Annotated in this window: 14 protein-coding genes; 2 read left to right on the top strand and 12 right to left on the bottom strand. The window is 60.5% G+C overall.

What is annotated here, in order from left to right; all coding sequences use genetic code 11:
- Positions 1-18 precede the first annotated feature (18 nt).
- The 11 genes from AC1RL4_RS24225 to AC1RL4_RS24175 form a co-directional block, all read right to left on the bottom strand.
- Entirely contained in the window at positions 19-1,584 is a 1,566-nt protein-coding gene (locus AC1RL4_RS24225) for a sugar ABC transporter ATP-binding protein (RefSeq protein ID WP_019582685.1), read from the bottom strand.
- A 69-nt stretch (positions 1,585-1,653) separates the two neighbouring features.
- A complete protein-coding gene (locus tag AC1RL4_RS24220; protein ID WP_019582686.1) occupies positions 1,654-2,580 on the bottom strand; it encodes a sugar ABC transporter substrate-binding protein in 927 nt (308 codons plus the stop codon).
- A 366-nt stretch (positions 2,581-2,946) separates the two neighbouring features.
- Positions 2,947-3,999 (bottom strand): Gfo/Idh/MocA family protein, encoded by a 1,053-nt coding sequence (locus tag AC1RL4_RS24215; RefSeq protein ID WP_019582687.1) that lies wholly within the window; start codon positions 3,997-3,999, stop codon positions 2,947-2,949.
- A 214-nt stretch (positions 4,000-4,213) separates the two neighbouring features.
- Positions 4,214-5,074 carry a sugar phosphate isomerase/epimerase family protein gene (locus AC1RL4_RS24210; RefSeq protein ID WP_007939382.1) on the bottom strand — a complete coding sequence of 287 codons (861 nt, stop codon included), beginning with the start codon at positions 5,072-5,074 and terminating at the stop codon, positions 4,214-4,216.
- 134 nt (positions 5,075-5,208) lie between these two features.
- The gene (gene iolG / locus AC1RL4_RS24205) at positions 5,209-6,234 is read right to left on the bottom strand and encodes a bifunctional inositol 2-dehydrogenase/D-chiro-inositol 1-dehydrogenase (protein ID WP_230172010.1); all 1,026 of its coding nucleotides are present in this window, start codon (positions 6,232-6,234) and stop codon (positions 5,209-5,211) included.
- A gap of 31 nt (positions 6,235-6,265) precedes the next feature.
- Positions 6,266-8,197, bottom strand: a complete 1,932-nt coding sequence (iolD, locus tag AC1RL4_RS24200) for a 3D-(3,5/4)-trihydroxycyclohexane-1,2-dione acylhydrolase (decyclizing) (RefSeq protein ID WP_230172007.1) — start codon at positions 8,195-8,197, stop codon at positions 6,266-6,268.
- 31 nt (positions 8,198-8,228) lie between these two features.
- A complete protein-coding gene (locus AC1RL4_RS24195; RefSeq protein ID WP_086945492.1) occupies positions 8,229-9,050 on the bottom strand; it encodes a TIM barrel protein in 822 nt (273 codons plus the stop codon).
- Positions 9,051-9,076: 26 nt separating this feature from the next.
- The gene (locus AC1RL4_RS24190) at positions 9,077-10,579 is read right to left on the bottom strand and encodes a CoA-acylating methylmalonate-semialdehyde dehydrogenase (RefSeq protein ID WP_018928031.1); all 1,503 of its coding nucleotides are present in this window, start codon (positions 10,577-10,579) and stop codon (positions 9,077-9,079) included.
- Positions 10,580-10,623: 44 nt separating this feature from the next.
- Positions 10,624-11,433 (bottom strand): 5-deoxy-glucuronate isomerase, encoded by an 810-nt coding sequence (gene iolB / locus AC1RL4_RS24185; protein WP_064617026.1) that lies wholly within the window; start codon positions 11,431-11,433, stop codon positions 10,624-10,626.
- Positions 11,430-12,323 (bottom strand): myo-inosose-2 dehydratase, encoded by an 894-nt coding sequence (gene iolE / locus AC1RL4_RS24180; RefSeq protein WP_019649283.1) that lies wholly within the window; start codon positions 12,321-12,323, stop codon positions 11,430-11,432. Before iolE ends, iolB begins: the two co-directional genes overlap by 4 nt.
- Before the next feature lie 183 nt (positions 12,324-12,506).
- Positions 12,507-14,444, bottom strand: a complete 1,938-nt coding sequence (locus tag AC1RL4_RS24175) for a bifunctional 5-dehydro-2-deoxygluconokinase/5-dehydro-2-deoxyphosphogluconate aldolase (protein WP_230172004.1) — start codon at positions 14,442-14,444, stop codon at positions 12,507-12,509.
- Between the two features lie 311 nt (positions 14,445-14,755).
- Here AC1RL4_RS24175 and AC1RL4_RS24170 point away from each other — a divergent pair, with 311 nt between their 5' ends.
- A complete protein-coding gene (locus AC1RL4_RS24170; RefSeq protein ID WP_007939390.1) occupies positions 14,756-15,676 on the top strand; it encodes a MurR/RpiR family transcriptional regulator in 921 nt (306 codons plus the stop codon).
- A 109-nt stretch (positions 15,677-15,785) separates the two neighbouring features.
- Complete coding sequence (locus tag AC1RL4_RS24165) at positions 15,786-16,397, top strand: glutathione S-transferase (protein WP_230172001.1); 612 nt, start codon at positions 15,786-15,788, stop codon at positions 16,395-16,397.
- Between the two features lie 93 nt (positions 16,398-16,490).
- Here AC1RL4_RS24165 and AC1RL4_RS24160 read toward each other — a convergent pair whose 3' ends face one another.
- The gene (locus AC1RL4_RS24160) at positions 16,491-17,732 is read right to left on the bottom strand and encodes a M20/M25/M40 family metallo-hydrolase (RefSeq protein WP_028941034.1); all 1,242 of its coding nucleotides are present in this window, start codon (positions 17,730-17,732) and stop codon (positions 16,491-16,493) included.
- Between the last annotated feature and the right edge of the window lie 101 nt (positions 17,733-17,833).

Below are 17,833 nucleotides of genomic sequence, written 5' to 3'. Positions count from 1 at the left end.
GGCCACCGCCGGCATCCATTAGTGAACCGCGGACATGCCCGAGGCCAGTTGCATCACTCGTTCCTGGGTCGCTTCGCTGCGGTCGAGGGTGCCCATCAGGTCGCCCTCGTGCATGACCATGACCCGGTCGCTCATGCCCAGCACTTCCGGCAGTTCCGAGGAGATCATGATCACCGCCATGCCTTCGCTGGCCAGGTACGAGATCAGCCGGTAGATCTCGGCCTTGGCGCCAACATCGATGCCCCGGGTTGGCTCGTCGAGAATCAGGATTCGCGGGTTGGTCATCAGCCAGCGCGCCAGCAACGCCTTCTGCTGATTACCGCCGGACAAGGTATCGATGCACTGCTCCAGCGACGGCGTTTTCACCCGCAGCTTCTTGCACATGTCTTCACACAACGCGCGCAGGGCTTTCTGCTGGATGAAGCCGTTACCGACGTAATGGGGCAATACCGCCATTTCCATGTTTTCCAGCACCGACAGGCACGGGAACAGGCCGCTGAGCTTGCGATCTTCGGTCAACAACGCGAAGCCCTTCTCGATGGCCATGTGCGGATCAGTGATGCGCACCACCTCGCCGTCGAGCCGGATCTCGCCACCGTCACTCGGAGTGATGCCGAAAATCGCCTCGGCGACATTGGTCCGCCCCGAGCCCATCAATCCGGCGATGCCCAGGATCTCCCCGGCATGCAGGTCGAAGGAGACGTCTTTGAAAATGCCGTCCAGCTTGAGGTCGCGTACCGACAGCAACAGATCGCCGATCGGCTTCTCGCGCACCGGGAACAACTGGCTCAGTTCGCGACCGACCATCATCGAAATCAGGCTGTCGCCGTCCATGCTGTCGGCCCGCTGCAGGCCGATGTAGGCGCCGTCGCGGAATACCGCCACTTCATCGGCGATGCTGAACACTTCGTTCATTTTGTGAGTGATGTAGATGATGCCTTTGCCCTGGCTCTTGAGGTCGGCAATGATCGAGAACAGGTGAGCGACTTCCTTATCGGTAATGGCCGAAGTCGGTTCGTCCATGATCAGGATGTCGGAGTCGTAGGACACCGCCTTGGCGATCTCGACCATCTGCCGTTCGGCGATGCTCAGGTTGCCCACCTGCTCTTCCGGATCGAGATTGATCCGCAGACGCTCCAGCAGTTTGGCGGTGCAGCGGTGCATTTCGCGGTGATCGATCATGTGCAGGCCGTTGAGCTGCTCGCGGCCGATCCAGATGTTCTCGGCGATGCTCATGTGCGGCATCAGGTTGAGTTCCTGGTGGATCATCGCAATCCCGGCCTGGAGCGCGGCCAGTGGCGTTTCGAAGACCACCGGCTTGCCCCGCAGGCGCAACTCGCCAGCGTCCGGCTGGTAGATGCCGGCAATGATTTTCATCAGGGTGGATTTGCCAGCACCGTTTTCGCCCATCAGCGCCAGCACGGAACCGGGACGCACCCGCAGCTGTACGTCGGACAAGGCCACCACACCGGGAAAACCCTTGCTGACGTTGATGATCTCCAACAGGTACGGCTCATCGACAGGTGTTGCGGTTGGCTGGATACCCACCAACGGGGGGCTCGAAGCAGTCGCTGAAGCGAACATGATCAGGTACTCCATCAGCAAGGTCGCGTCGCAACCTTGCGTGCTTATTGTTGTTATCGAACGGACGGACTATTTGAACTGGTCAACGTTTTGCAAAGTGATCAAGCGATACGGCACCCACACGGCCTGTTCGACCGGCTCGTTCCTGGCCATTTTCACCGCCGTGTCGACCGAACCGTCGGCCTGCCCCTTGGCGTCCTGGAACACCGAAACCAGCAGAGAGCCCTTCTTCACCGCGTTCAAACCGTCGGGCGTACCGTCGACACCGGCGATCAGCACGCTGCCTTTGGCGACACCCGCCTGCTGCAGGGCCATGGCCGCGCCAATCGCCATCTCGTCGTTGTTGGAGACGACCGCGTCGAACTTGCGGCCCTGGGTCAGCCAGTCGTTGACCAGGGTCATGCCCTTGTCCCGCGACCAGATGCCGCTCTGCTCTTGCTCGATCTTGATGTTCGGGTACTTGGCCAGCACCTCTTTTACGCCCTTGGTACGGTTGGTGGTGGAGTTGTTGGCCAAATCACCGAGCAGAATCACGATGTCGCCCTTGCCGCCCATTTTTTCCGCCAGGTACTGCATCTGCATCTGACCGGCCTCCAGATCGTTGGAGGCGACAGTGACCACGCCTTTGGGCAGGTTCAAGTCATCGGGGCGGCGATTGACGTACACCAGCGGAATGCCGGCCTTGACCGCCGCTTCGGTAATTTTCTTGGTGGCGGCGGTATCCACCGGGTTGACCACAATGGCATCGACTTTCTGGCTGATGAAGCTTTCTACCTGGCTCAACTGCCTGACCACGTCGCTGCGCGCATCTTCGAACTGCAGCTTGACGCCATCAGGATAGGACTTGGCTTTGGTGTCCATGGATTCGCGCAGATAGGTCAGCCAGGTGTCATCGAACTGCGCCATGCTGACGCCGATCTTCATGTCAGCGAGTGCGGCACCGCTGGCGAGCATCAGGGACAAGGCGAGTGAGGCGAAACGGGTCTTGGTCTTCATGAAAGGTCTTTCTCCACATTCTTGTTGGTTTTATGGATAAGGCGTGACGATTTCAGTAAGCGGGCAAGCGGACTATCGGCGCTCCCGGAATGCAGCAGACCAGGGCGCCCTTGCGTTCGACGCAAAGCAAGCGAGAGACGGAATGAAACGAGACGCGAGGCAGGTCGCGAGAGAGGTGCAGCGCGGAACGTAAAGCATGCAGAGCAGAGTTGAAGGTTTTCATCGACGGTACCTGGCTTTGTTTCTTGTTTTTGGTGCGTCCTTCACTCGTTCAAGGCCTGCTTGAGCGTGATCGGACGTTGATAGTCGGCAACCTGGAAACGACTTTATTAGAAAATAATTTCTATATCAACTCATTTTAGAATTTTATTCTGATTTTGTTCCATGGCTTTCAAATGCGCTCAACGCCACCACTTGATGGCGCTCGAAACTGAGCCGCGCAGCGTCTAGCACGCGGGTGGTCGCCAGTGCATCACGGGCCTCGACCGGCAGTGGGCCACCGCTCTGTAACGCGGTTTGTAGCTGCAAATAGAACTGGTTCCAGCAGCCTCGCTCGGACGGCACCCGCTCGCGCACCTCGCCCTGTTCGAACCAGCCCCAGCGACGATGCTCTTCGACGCCCCAGCGCTCGCCCTCGGATTTGGGCGTGAGCCCGGCCAGGGTCGACGCCTCTTGCCCGTCCAGACCATCGACGCTGTAGCAGCCCTGGGTGCCGGTCACGCGAAAACGCGGGCCCGGGGTGTTTTGCAGGCAACTGCCACTCAGGTGCGAGATCACGCCACTGGCATGGGTCAGGGACATAAAGAAGCCGTTGTCGAAGGTCTGGCCTTTTTCGAGGTAATCCAGTTCGGCGTAAACCCGGGTGACGGGGCCGAACAACAGCAACGCCTGATCCACCAGATGGCTGCCCAGATCACGCAGGAAACCACCGCCGCTGCCGTTGTTCACCGACTGTGGCGAGTAGCGTTCGATCCGCGACTCGAAACGGGTGACCTGGCCCAGGGCACCGGACTCGATGAGTTTGCGTACGGTGAGGAAATCCGAGTCCCAGCGCCGGTTCTGGTAAACGCTCAAATGCACGCCCTGACGCTCGGCCATGGTGATCAGGGTTTGCGCCTGCTGCGTATCGGCGGCGAACGGCTTGTCGCTGACCACCGCCACCCCGTGTTCGATGGCGTCGAGCACCAACGCCGGACGACCTTTGAGCGGCGTGGACACCACCAGCACATCAATCCCGGCTTCGACCAGTTGGCCAATGCTGTCGAAGGCCGGCACACCGGGATGTTCCGTGGCCAGCAGTTGTCGGCGCTCGGCGGAACGGGTGACCACGCCCACAAACGTCGCCGCCGGCAAACTGCTGATCAGCGGAGCATGGAAAAACCGGCCGCCATGGCCGTAACCGACAAGTCCGATACGCATGAAAGTATTCTCCTTATAGAACGCGGCCCCTGTGGGAGCGAGCTTGTGTGGCGAGGGGCTTGCCCTCGTTGGGGCGCGAAGCACCCCTAAAACCAATCACCGCGTTATTGAATTTAGAAAGCAGTGACTGGTTTACGACTGCTTCGCAGTCGAACGGGGGCAAGCCCCCTCGCCACACAAGCCCGCTCCCACAGGTTTTTTGTGTATGCCGCGGTTATTGGCAGAGTTCGCGGGTCACGCGTTCGAGCATCATTCGGTTGGACTCGTCCGGCCGGTCTTCCCAGGCGAACACCGAGACGGTGGCGATGCCATCGAACTTGATCTCGCGCAAGGTGCCGAAAAACGCTTCCCAGTCGACCTCGCCCTGGCCGATGTCCAGGTGCTGATGCACGGTGGCAGTGACACCCGGCGGGTTGACGATGTAGCGCAAGCCCGAAGAGGCCTTGTGGTTGTAGGTGTCGGCGATGATCAAATGACTCAGCTTCGAACCGGCGTACTTGAGCATCGAGGCGATATCACCCACGCCATCGTCATAGAAAAACGTGTGCGGCGCGGCGTAGAGGTAGTTGATCCAGTCGCGGTCCAGACCGCGAATGATGTCCACCGACTCGTTGTTGCGCTCGCAGAAATCATAAGGATGGGCCTGGATATCGAGCTTGATGCCTTCGCGTTCGAACTCGGGGATCAGTTCGTCCATGGAGCGCATGAACTGGTTCTCGCAGACCAATGGGTTGTCCGACTGACCGGTGAACTCGGTGTTGACCAGTTCGCAGTCCATCTCCACGGCAATCTGGATCGCCCGCTTCCAGTTGCGCACGGCGGCCACGCGCAAACCTTCATCGGCGGCGGCCCAGTGGTACATGGGTAATAAGGAAGAGAGTTTGACCCCGGTATCGCTCAGGGCTTTGCGAAATTCCTTGATCCGCGCCTTGTCGACTCGCGGGGCTTTATAGAACGGCAGGAAATCTTCTCGGGGCGACAGCTCGATGTGTTCGTAACCAAGCTCGGCGACCTTGTCGACCATCTTGCCCAGGGACAGGTTGCGGTACATGTAGGGGTCTAGTGCGATGCGCATTTTTTTGTTCTCCATCACCTTACGCTGATCGTTCCCACGCTCTGCGTGGGAACGCCGCCATGGACGCTCTGCGTCCGTTTTGTGACGCGGAGCGTCACGGGATGCATTCCCACGCAGAGCGTGGGAATGATCGGTTAGCCGTAGAAGTGTGGGCGATCAGGGAGTGCGACCTTCACAATCTGGCCGCTGTTCTGCGCCTCGATGCAGGCATCCGCAGCGACGGCGGCGGCGAAACCGTCCCACGCCGATGGCCCGCCGACCTGCCCGCCGCGCACGCCATCGATGAACGCCTGCAACTCGACGTCGTACGCGGCGATGAACCGATCCTTCCAGTCCATCAGAATCGCATTGGACAGTTTCGCTCCGCTGCGCAGCTGAACCTGCGACGGCTCCGGCAGTTTGGCGATGCCCGTCTCCCCTACCACTTCGCACTGGATGTCGTAGCCGTACTGGCAGTTGACGAACACTTCCACGTCGATGCGCGTGCCCTTGGCGGTTTCCAGCAACACGATCTGCGGGTCTTTCAAATGGGCGTGGGCCTTGCTGGTCTTGCGCGGGAACACCACTTGCACCGACACATAGTCGTCGTCGAGCAACCAGCGCAACACGTCCAGCTCATGGATCAGCGTGTCGGTAATCGCCATGTCGGTCTTGTAATTTTCACCTACGGTCGGGTTGCGGTGTGCGCAGTGCAGCATCAGCGGCTCGCCGATCTGGCCACTGTCGATCACCGATTTCAATGCCCGATAACCTTCATCGTACGGGCGCATGAAACCAACCTGCACCAGTCGCTTGCCGTGGGCCACTTCGGCCTCGACGATCTTGCGGCAGCCTTCGGCGGTGACCGCCAGCGGTTTCTCGCAGAACACCGGTTTGCCCGCCGCAATGGCCGCCAGTACGAACTCTTCGTGGCTCGGGCCCCAGGAGGTGACGAGGATTGCGTCGACGTCCGGCGCCTTGATCAGCGCGTGGCCATCGGGATAGACCTCGGCGGTCAGTTTCAGATCGGAGACGACCTTGGCCGCTTGCTGCAAATTGATGTCGGTGACCGCGACAACCTGACTGTTGAGCAAGGTCTGGCTGCAACGACGGATATGGTCCTGGCCGATGGCCCCGGTGCCGATGACGCCAATGCGCAACGAATTGGAAAGCGAAGACATATAAACACTCCTGTTGTTCGTTTCAGGGCAATCAGTATTGACGGGCCTTGGCCAATCGTTCGTTGAGGGTCTTGGCCACTGCGTCAGTGCGCGCGCTGGTGGAGACTTGCGCCACGCCGACCCGCCACCATGACAGGTATTTGTGAATCATGGTTTTGGGCAGGACCTTGATGTCGATCAGCGTCGACACCGTCTGCAAGCGTGCATCGGCCAACGCGGCTTGCAGCTCCTCGACGGTGTTGACCTTGTAGGTCTTGCAGCCGTAAGCCGCCGCGCTCATGGCGAAATCCACCGGCACGAAACCGCCATCGAGCTTGCCGGTTTCAGGATTGCGGAAACGGAACTCGGTGCCGAAGCTGTCCATGCCGTGTTCCATTTGCAGGTTGTTGATGCAGCCGAAGGTCATGTTGTCCAGCAACACCACGTTGATCTTGCGGCGCTCCTGGATCGAGGTTGCCAGCTCCGAGTGCAGCATCATGTAGGAGCCGTCGCCCACCAGCGCATAGACCTCGCGCTCAGGCTCGGCGAGCTTCACCCCCAGTGCGGCGTTCACCTCATAACCCATGCACGAATAACCGTATTCGACGTGGTAGGTGTTCACGCCCTTGCTGCGCCAGCTGCGCTGCAAGTCGCCGGGCAGACTGCCGGCGGCGGCGACGATCACCGCATCATCGGCCAGGGTTTCATTGAGCACACCGAGCACCCGGCTCTGGGTCAGGCAGGAACCGGTCAGCTCGATGAATTCGCGCAGCACCGCCGGGTCCAGGTGATCGTTGATTTCCGGGACGAAGTCTTGAGTCTGGTATTCGACCTGATAGATGCGGTCGACTTCCTCGTCCAGCTGCGCCCGGGCCTGTCGGGGTTGATCGCCCCAGCCGGAGCGATAGTCGCCCAACACAGCGGCCAAGGCGTTCAAGCCGGTTCTGGCGTCCGCCAGCAGTTGCACGCCATCGAGTTTCAGGGCGTCGCAAGGGCTGATGTTGAGGTTGAGAAATTGCACATCCGGGTGTTTGAACAAGGATTTCGACGCGGTGGTGAAATCGCTGTAGCGGGTGCCGACGCCTATGATCAAATCAGCGTCCTTGGCCAACAGGTTCGCCGCCAGGCAACCGGTTTCGCCGATCCCCCCGACGTTCAGTGGATGGCTCGACACCACCGCGCTCTTGCCGGCCTGGGTTTCGGCGAAAGGAATATCGAAGCGCTCGGCAAAGGCCTGCAACGCTGCATTGGCACCGGAATACTTGACCCCGCCGCCGCAGATGATCAGCGGTTTGCGCTTGCCTTTGAACAGCGCCACGGCATCGCCGAGCATCGCTTCGGTGGCCGGACGGCGCTCGATGCGGTGCACGCGTTTTTGCAGGAAGTAATCAGGGTAGTCGTACGCCTCGGCCTGCACGTCTTGCGGCAAGGCCAGGGTGACGGCGCCGGTTTCGGCGGGGTCGGTGAGCACGCGCATGGCGTGGATCGCCGCGGTCATCAGTTGCTCGGGACGGTTGATCCGGTCCCAGTATTTGCTCACGGCCTTGAACGCATCGTTGGTGCTGATGCTCAGGTCGTGGAACTGCTCGATCTGTTGCAGCACCGGGTCTGGTTGGCGGCAGGCGTAGACGTCGCCGGGCAACAGCAGCAAGGGAATACGGTTGGCGGTGGCCGTCGCGGCAGCAGTCAGCATGTTCGCCGCGCCCGGGCCCACCGATGAAGAGCAGGCGTAGATCTTGCGCCGCAGGTGTTGCTTGGCAAAACCAATGGCCGCGTGGGCCATGCCTTGTTCGTTGCGGCCCTGATGGACGATCAGGTCGCCGCTGTCCTGTTCCAGGGCTTGCCCCAGCCCCAGCACATTGCCGTGGCCAAAAATGGTAAAGATCCCAGCGACGAATTTGCTCTGAACCCCATCGACCTCGATGTACTGGTTATCGAGGAATTTCACCAGGGCCTGGGCCATGGTCAGTCTTGTTGTGGTCATGCTTGCACCTTTTCCGTATGCGAATCCGATGTCAGCTCAGGGATTTCTGCAGGTGATCCATGCTCGCGCCGATCGCCGTCTGGATATCCGCCAGGTCATGGACGCTGTCGGCAAACGGTTCGAACGACAGGTAGCCGCTATAGCCGCTACTGAGCAAGGTGTCGATCTGCGCCGCATTGCCGAGGATGTCGCCCTCGCCCACCAGCACCCGATGGCCGTCACGAATGGTCGCCAGTGGCGCCTCGGCATCTTCGACGCCGGAGATGTGCACCAACCCGGTCAGTTCAGGGAAGAATTCATGCTCGCTGGCCAGGTGATGGTGGAAGGTGTCATGCACCAGACGAAACACATCCAGCCCTCCGATGGCCTTGATCGCATCGACTGCCGTGCGTTTGCGCCGCAGCGAGCATTCTTCGAAACCCAGCGGTTCGATGAAGCCGAGAATGCCGTGATCGCGCAGGATCGGTGCCAGTTCACTCAGCGCCGTGCGCAGGCCAGACGCACGCTGCGCTTCGGTTCGTGGATCGGCGCGGTCGTTCAATGGGCACATCACCAAGCCCCGTGCGCCACAGTCACGGGCATAAGCGGCAAGCTTCAGGGCGTGTGCGCGGCGCTCGTCATTCCAGACATCGAACGGATACAGCGCGTTGATCGACAGCACAGTGATGCCTTTGGCCGCGCACAGCTCACGGACGTGTTCGGGTGCGGTGCCATCCTCGATCTCGACGCCTTTGAGATCGTTGCGAATCTCGATGGCGTCGGCCTTGAGGGTCACCGCCAACTCGATGAACGCCGGCAGGGACAAACGTGGGGCGACCATACGGTTCAAGGCGAAACGCAGGGGTTTGCTCATTTTTTGTTGTTCTCCGCACACGTGAATTATTTGGCTGTCGGCATGCTGAATTCAGGGCCCTTGGCGATGCTGTCGGGCCAACGCTGCATCACGCTTTTGTAGCGGCTGTAGAAGCGAATGCCTTCTTCGCCATACGCGTGGTGATCACCGAACAGCGAGCGCTTCCAGCCGCCGAACGAGTGCCAGGCCATGGGCACCGGAATCGGTACGTTGATGCCGACCATGCCGACCTTGATGCTGCGGGCAAACGAGCGGGCGATGCCGCCGTCGCTGGTGAAACAGGACACGCCGTTGCCGAATTCATGGGCGTTGATCAGCGCCACGGCGCTGGCGAAGTCCGGCACGCGCACAATGCCCAGCACCGGTCCGAAGATCTCTTGCTGGTAGATGCTCATCTCGGTCGTGACCTTGTCGAACAGCGTGGCGCCGACGAAGAAGCCTTTCTCGGCGCCCGGCACCTTGAAGTTGCGCCCATCGACAATCAGCTGCGCGCCCTGGGCCACGCCTTCGCCGATAAAACCCTCGACCTTGGCCTTGTGTTCGGCAGTCACCAGCGGCCCCATGTCGCTGTCGCCCTGCATGCCATTGCCGACCTTCAGTTGATCGATACGCGGCAACAGTTTGGCAATCAACTGGTCACCGACATCACCGACAGCCACGGCAATCGAAATCGCCATGCAACGCTCACCGGCCGAGCCGTACGCCGCGCCGATCAGCGCATCCGCCGCCTGATCCAGATCGGCATCGGGCATGACGATCATGTGGTTCTTCGCACCGCCCAGCGCCTGTACGCGTTTGCCGCGCGAGGTGGCTTGCTGGTGGATGTACTCGGCAATCGGCGTCGAGCCAACAAAGGAAATCGCCTCGATGTCCGGGTGTTGCAGCAAGGCATCGACCGCCGCCTTGTCGCCCTGGACCACGTTGAACACTCCGTCCGGCAACCCGGCTTCGGTGAGCAAACGAGCCATCAACAAACTGGCGGATGGATCACGCTCAGACGGTTTGAGGATGAAGCAGTTGCCGGTGACTAGCGCCAACGGGATCATCCACAGCGGCACCATCACCGGGAAGTTGAACGGCGTAACGCCCGCGCAGACGCCCAATGGCTGGCGCAGGTTCCAGTTGTCGATGCCACCGCCGATGTTGTCGCTGAAATCGGTTTTCAGCAGGTTCGGCGCACCGCAGGCGTATTCGACGATTTCGATGCCACGGGTCACTTCGCCCTTGGCGTCGGAGAACACCTTGCCGTGTTCGCGGCTGATGATTTCGGCCAGTTCGTTGTGATGGCGATCGAGCAATTCCTTGAACTTGAACATCACCCGCGAACGGCGCAGGGACGATTGCTCGGCCCAGGCCGGGAACGCCTTCATGGCCGAAGCGACGGCCTCATCCACAGTCTTCTGGCTGGCCAGCCCGACCCGCGCCTGAACGCTGCCGGTGGCCGGATTGAAGACATTGCTGAACCGCTCGCTACCACTGTCCTGCAGCTGACCGTCGATGTAATGGCCTATGACCGGGGCGTCGCTCATTATTCTTGTTCTCCGTTCGAATGTTTGAATTCAGGCGTTGTAATTCAGAGATCCAGAAGCCAGCTGTGCTGCGGATCGTTATGGAACTGCCAGACGCGTTTCGGGCCGGCCATCACGTTCAGGTAATACGACTCATAGCCGTAGGGCACGCTGACCGGGTGATAACCCTTGGGCACCACAACCAGATCGCTGTTTTCCACCGCCATGGCCTGATCGATACTGCGATCGTCGGTGTAGACCCGCTGGAACACGAAGCCCTGGGGCGGGTTGATCTGGTGGTAATAGGTTTCTTCGAGAAAGCTCTGGTGCGGCAGATCGTCGGTGTCGTGCTTGTGCGGTGGGTAGCTCGACGAGTGACCGGACGGCGTACGCACTTCCACCACCAGCAGCGAATGGGCGGGCTCGGTGTCCGGCAAAATGTCGCAGACATAACGGGTGTTGGCACCCTTGCCGCGCACGCTGCGTTTCATGCTGTCGGGTTTGATCAGCCTTGGGACGAGGTTTTCGGCGGTGGAACCGGGCGCCGCGCACACGGCGATTTGCACGTCGCTCAACGCCACCACCTGGGCCTGGCTGCCGGGTGGCAAATACACGGCGAACGGCGATTTGTCTTCGAACACCGACTGGCGATCGCCGATGTTGTCCCAGTCGAACGCGCCCTGCCCCGGTGCTTCACCCTTGATGCCGACCCGACCGCTGAGCAGCACCAGGCACAATTCCTTGTCGCCCGCGCTGACCGGAAGGGTTTCGCCAAGACTCAGGCGGTAGGCGGCAAAACCGACGTATTCCAGCTCACCCTGACCCAGCTCGACCATGGTCCGACCGCGGGCATTGCTCTTGACCAACAGGCTCATCGCGCGGTCCTCTCGTCGAGCAAGGCACGCAAGGTGTCGTAGCCTTTTTTGGCGTAGACGTAACTCGGAGCCACCGCCGGATCCTGCTCAGCTTCCACCACCAGCCAGCCGTGGTAATCGGCGCCCAGTAGCACGTCGAGCAAGGCGCCGAAGTCGATGTCGCCATCGCCAGGCACCGTGAAGGTGCCGTTGATGATGCAGTCCGGAAAGCTCCACAGGTTGTTGCGCGCCAGTTGCACCACCGGTTTGCGCACATCCTTGAAATGCACGTGACAGACCCGTTCGATGTGTTTGCGCAGCACCTGCAGCGGTTCGCCGCCGCCCATGTAGCAGTGGCCCGAATCGAACAGCAGGCCAACTTCGCTGCCGGTCAATGCCATCAGTTTGTCGATGTCGGCCGGGGATTCGACGTAGGCACCCATGTGATGGTGATACGCCAGACGCACGCCCTGGGACAGGGTGAAACGCGCCAGTTCGGTGAGTTTGTCGGCGTATTCTTGCCAGGCCTGCTCGGTGTGGAAACGCGGGCGCTCGACCAGTGGAATGCGCTGGCCTTGAATGGAGTCGGCGACTTCGCCATAGACCAACACCTTGGCGCCGTTCTTCGCCAGCAGCTCGACATGGCTGCCGATGGCGTCGATTTCCTCGGCCACGGAACGGCGGGCCAGACGGCTGGAATACCAGCCCGACACCAGCGCCAGGTCGTAAGGCCGCAGCACATCGCCGACGCCTTTGGCGTCCTTGGGGAACTTGCCGTTGAGTTCAAAGCCTTCGTAGCCAATGTCCTTGCCTTCGCTGAGGGCGGTGCTCAACGGCGTCTCGCCACCGAGGGACGGCAGGTCGTCGTTGCTCCAGGAGATCGGGTTGATGCCAATTCGGATAGCGGGCATGGCTGCACCTTTTATTGTTTTCTCTAAAAAATTCGGCCAATCATCTGTGGCCAGTGGCGCTCTTGTGGCGAGGGGGCTTGCCCCCGTTGGAGCGCGAAGCGGTCCCAAAATAGCGAGTGCTACGCACTCGAACGGGGGCAAGCCCCCTCGCCACAAAAAGCCCAATCGACCACATGACTTTGTTCAGGCTCGGGCCGTGCGCCAGGCATCGATCAGTTCGACGAAGGTGCCCTGCACCTGGCGAATCAGCGCTTCGTCGTCGATTTCACCGGCCAGCCACGCGCGGCTCGGTTCCTGGAAGATCGTCCGGCCCACGGCGAAACCACGGCAGGTCTGGCTCTGGCTGGCCTGTTGAAACCCTTCGGCCAGGGTCGCCGCCGGGGCATTCAGGCCCAGCAGCACCACGCCACGGCAATACGGGTCGCGTTCCTGGATCAGCTCGTCGAGTTGTTTCCACTCCTCGGCGCTTTGCGCTTCGATCTTCCACCACGCCGGGTAGATGCCCAGGTTGTAGAGGCGTTTGAGGGCGCGATAGAGCACGTCCGGATGCGGTGATGGGTGATCCTTGGGCGGAATGATCTCCAGCAGCAATTCATGCCCGCTGACCTGCGAGGCCTGATACAGGCCCTTGATCTGCGCCTCCTGCTCCAGACGCAGCAGAGGCTCGTCGTCGGGATGGAATTGCACCAGGCACTTGATGATCTGTTCTTGCGGCCAGGCGATCAGGTTGCTGCCGATCGAGCGCCCGTGTTCGAACGCCAATGGCCGCGAACCCTGCACTTCCACTGGCCGCGCCACCCACCAGCCGCGACCGGTGGCGGTGTTCAGCGAGTCCTGGCCGAAACGTTGATCGGCCAGCAAGCCGACATCGGCGTCGACGCCCTGCTCACGCAAATCCGCCTCGACCCGTTCCACGGCTTTGATAAAGAGTTGTTTGAGCTCGCAGATGGCGCTCAGGTCGCGCCCGCCCTTGTGGGCCAGCTCTACCAGTTGCCCGCGATGATCGAAGGCAAAAATGAACAGTTGCTTCCACTGTTTACGCGGCACGCTGACCTGATGCAGACGCTGCAATGTCACGTCCTGATCCGGCCGGGTGATCGGCACCGGGCTGTTGAACAGGTAATCGAGTTCGGCGCGGGTCGGCATCGCCGGGGCGCAGGCATGGCGCGATACCACCAGACCGCCGCAGGCATTGGCCAACTGGCAGCAGCGCTCGTCGCTGGCGTCCTCCAGCCAGCCACTGAGGAAACCCGACATGAAGGCATCGCCGGCCCCCAGCACATTCAGCACTTCGACGCGCACACCGGGATAGATCGCGCCGTCTTCGAGACGCACCGGGATCGCCCCATGAATCACCGTGCAACCTTGCGGGCCGAGCTTGACCACCAGGGTTGCCGCGCTCAGGCGCCGGACATTGCGCAGCGCGGTGAGCAGATCCTCGGCGCCGCCGGCGATCAGGAATTCTTCTTCAGTGCCGACGATCAGGTCGAAACGCGGGAGGATTTTCTGCACGTGCTGGCTGACGTTCTGGTCGGCGACGAAACGGGTTTCGCCGTCTGCCTTGCCGGCCAGACCCCAGAGCACCGGGCGGTAGTCGATGTCCAGCACCCGTTTGACGTTATGCTTTTCGGCATAGTCCAGCGCCTGAATGCTCGCCTTGTAGACGCCGTCGGTGGAGAAATGGGTGCCGGTGATCAGCAGGGCTTTGCTGGAAGCGATAAAGGCTTCGCTGATGTCTTCGGCGCGCAACGCCATGTCGGCGCAATTTTCGCGATAGAACACCAGGGGAAAGGTTTCGCGATCCTTGAGGCCCAGCAGGACCATGGCGGTCAGGCGTTCCGGATCGACCTTGATGCCGCTGACGTCGCAGCCTTCACGGACCAGGGATTCAACGAGGAAACGGCCCATGTGGTCGTCCCCTACCCGGCTCAACATCGCCGACTTCAGCCCCAGCCGCGCGGTGCCGAAGGCGATGTTGGCGGACGAACCGCCCAGGTACTTGGCGAAGCTGCTCACATCCTCCAGCCGCGCCCCGACTTGTTGCGCATAAAGATCGACGCCAAGGCGTCCGAGGCAAATCAGATCCAATTGACGCCCACTGGCAAAACGAGTCTGGCCCATGCTGGCTCCTGTTATTTTTATCAGCCTGCGTTCGGGGCGATGAAGGCGCCGAACACTCTTGGTGGATGCAGACTAAAACGACCGGGGCCGAACAATCAATATTTATTCTATATATTTTTTACGTGGAATATTTTTTCCAATAAACTTTGATACAAGCGTTCCAGACACCGTGCATCGTTTCAGCAGACCCCAGGCCGATTGCAAGCTCAAGATTTTATTCCGGCCTACCCTGTAGACTGCGCACAGCCAACCTATTGTCAGGGGATGACGAGAACCGTCATTCCTATAAGAACAAGCCAGAAGGATTTTCTATGTCCCGCACCGATCAGCCGGCTACGACCGAGAGCTCGCCCGACAGCGATCTCGCCAGCCCTCCGATCAATGCCGAGCGTCTGTTGCAGCTGATCACCGAGGAGTACGAAAGTCTGCCGCGCCAGCTCAAACGCATCGCCAGCTACATGAGCCAGCAGAGCGACCGGATCATGGTCGACCGCATCAGCGACATCGCCCGCGAATGCGAAGTGCACCCGTCGGCCATCGTGCGCTTTTCCCAGCGCTTCGGCTTCAGCGGGTTCAGTGAAATGCAGGCGCTGTTTCGCGAGGCCTACACCCACAAGACCACGCCGGTGCAGAACTACCAGCAACGCATCCGCAGCATGATCGCCAACAAGTCGCAGAAGGCCAGCGGCGGCGACCTGGCGCGCGAATGCATCAACGCCACCCTGTCGGGTATCGAGCGTTTGGGGCTGGAACTCGATGACCAGGCTTTCGACAAGGCCGTGGACCTGGTGGTGAATGCCGATAACATCTACGTGGTCGGGGTGCGTCGCTCGTTTGCGGTGGCCGATTACCTGGTCTACAACCTGCAACACACCAACAAGCGCATCCACCTGGTGTCGGGCCTTGGCGGCAGCTACCGCGAACAGATGCGCAGCGTGCGCGCCAATGACCTGGTGATCGCCATCAGCTTCACGCCCTACGGCAAGGAAACCCAGCACTGCCTGCGCATCGCCCAGCACCATCAGGCGAAAACCCTGATCATCACCGACAGCAACCTCTCGCCATTGGCCAAGCGCGCCAACACCGTGCTGCTGGTCAACGAGGGCAGCTCGTTTGCCTTCCGTTCATTGAGTGCCACCTTGTGCCTGTGCCAGGCGCTGTTCATCGCCGTGGCTTATCGACTGGAATTGAAGGTCGATGAGATTCATGAACAGGCAGGTTTTGAGGATTAGCCTTCGAGGATGAACAATAGGCCTGAGAATTAGCGCGAAACCGCTTGCAGGTCGCTGAACCTCGGCTAAGGTTGTCCCTCCCCAAGGACCGTCTGTAAGGAGAGGCTCAATGAAACTGATCGGCATGCTGGATTCGCCCTACGTGCGGCGCGTCGCCATTTCCGCCAAATGCCTGGGCATCCCGCTGGAACACGCGTCGGTTTCGGTGTTCAGGCACTTCGAGCAGTTCCAGCAGATCAACCCGGTGGTGAAGGCGCCGACGCTGGTGCTGGATGACGGTGAGGTGTTGATGGATTCAACGCTGATCATCGATTACCTCGAAGCCTTGGCCGCTCCGGGTAAAAGCCTGATATCCGACAATCCGGTTCAACGCTTGCGCTCGCTGCGGCTGATCGGCCTGGCATTGGCGGCGTGCGAGAAGTCGGTACAGCTTTACTACGAACGCAACCTGCGGCCAGCGGAAATTCAGTACACGCCTTGGGTGGAACGGGTCGAAGGGCAATTGGCGGCGGCGTATTCGGCGCTGGAGCGGGAGCTGGAAAAACAGCCGCTGAAGACCGACGGCTCGATTGCGCAGGACGGGATTAGCTTGGCGGTGGCCTGGAGCTTTACCAACCTGGTGGTGCCGGATCAGGTGGAGGCCAAGCAGTTTCCACTGATCAACGCGTTTACGGCTTATGCCGAAAGGCTTGAGGTGTTTGTCGATACACCGATCGAGTAGGCAATACGCAGTAAGCCGAAACACTGAAAATCCCTGTGGGAGCGGGTTCCGCATTGGGCAATGCTCACCACAGGGCCCTGACGATCTGGCCGATTACCGCTTGGCCAATTCCATAATCATCCGCGACAGCAAATAAATCCGCGGCGCCACGCTTTCGACCTCGGCGTACTCCTCAGGCGTATGGATATTGCCGCCGACAATCCCGAACCCGTCCAGCGTCGGCGTACCAACACCCGCGGACAAACTCGCATCTGCCGCCCCGCCGCTGCCTTCTTCCGTCAACTTGCGGCCAATTTCGCCGTAAATGCCCTGGGCCATGGCCATCAAGCGATCCGATTCCGCCGTTTGCGGCATCGGTGGCAAGCCGCGCTTGAGGCTGGTGGTGACTTGCGTATCGGCAATCAGTTTGTCCTTCGACACCCGCGCAAGGTCCTTTTCGATCCGGTCGAATTCCTCCGGCACCGCCGCCCGCACGTCAGCCTTGGCCGTAGCCTGATCCGGAATCACGTTGGTGCGGTCACCGGCCTTGAGCACGGTGAAGTTGATGGTGGTTTTCTTCGCTTCATCGCCCAGTTTGCCGAGTTGCAGAATCTGGTGCGCGGCTTCCATGGCAGCGTTACGCCCCAATTCCGGGGCAACGCCCGCATGCGCAGCCTTGCCTTTGACCTCGACCACGGCGGTAGCACTGCCTTTGCGCCAGACCACCAGGCCATCGGCCGGGCGACCCGGTTCGAGGTTGAGGGTCACGTCGTGGGCCTTGGCGGTTTTCTTGATCAGGTCAGTAGCGACGTCCGAGCCGGTTTCCTCACTGGCATCGAGCAGGAAGGTGATCTGCGCGTAGTCCTTGAAGTCGAGGTTCTTGAGGACTTTCAGCGCGTAGATCCCGGCGACGATGCCGCCCTTGTCGTCCATCACGCCCGGCCCATAGGCGCGGCCGTCCTTGATGTGGAACGGGCGCTCGGCGGCGGAGCCTTCCTTGAACACAGTGTCCATGTGCGCCATCAGCAGGATCTTCGCCTTGCCGGTGCCTTTGAGGGTAGCCAGCACATGGTTGCTCTCGTCCGGGGTGTTGGGCACCAGTTCGATGGTGGCACCCAGTTTCTTCAACTCTTCGATGGCGATGTCACTCACCTGGGTCAGGCCCGGTTCATAGCCGGAGCCGGAGTCGATGTTCACCAGCCGTTCCAGCAGTTTCAGGGCTTCAGCCTTGTACTGTTCTGCATCGGCGAGGACTTGTTTGTGGGGTTCGGCGAAGGCTGCGGGGGTGAAGGCGCCGAGGGCGAGGGTCAGGCCAAGACTGGTGGCCAGGAAGGAACGCGGGAGCTTGAACGTCATGAATCGATCCTTGTTTCGTGTCGGGGTCTTTAGACCCTACCTGACTACGACGCAAGGCTCTACACCGGATGCGACACATACAGATTTGATTCACCGCACAT

It is taken from the genome of Pseudomonas sp. GW822-FHT07A10, from assembly GCF_058798795.1.
The sequence above is the reverse complement of the archived record's forward strand: the minus strand, read 5'-3'. Positions and strand labels throughout refer to the sequence as shown.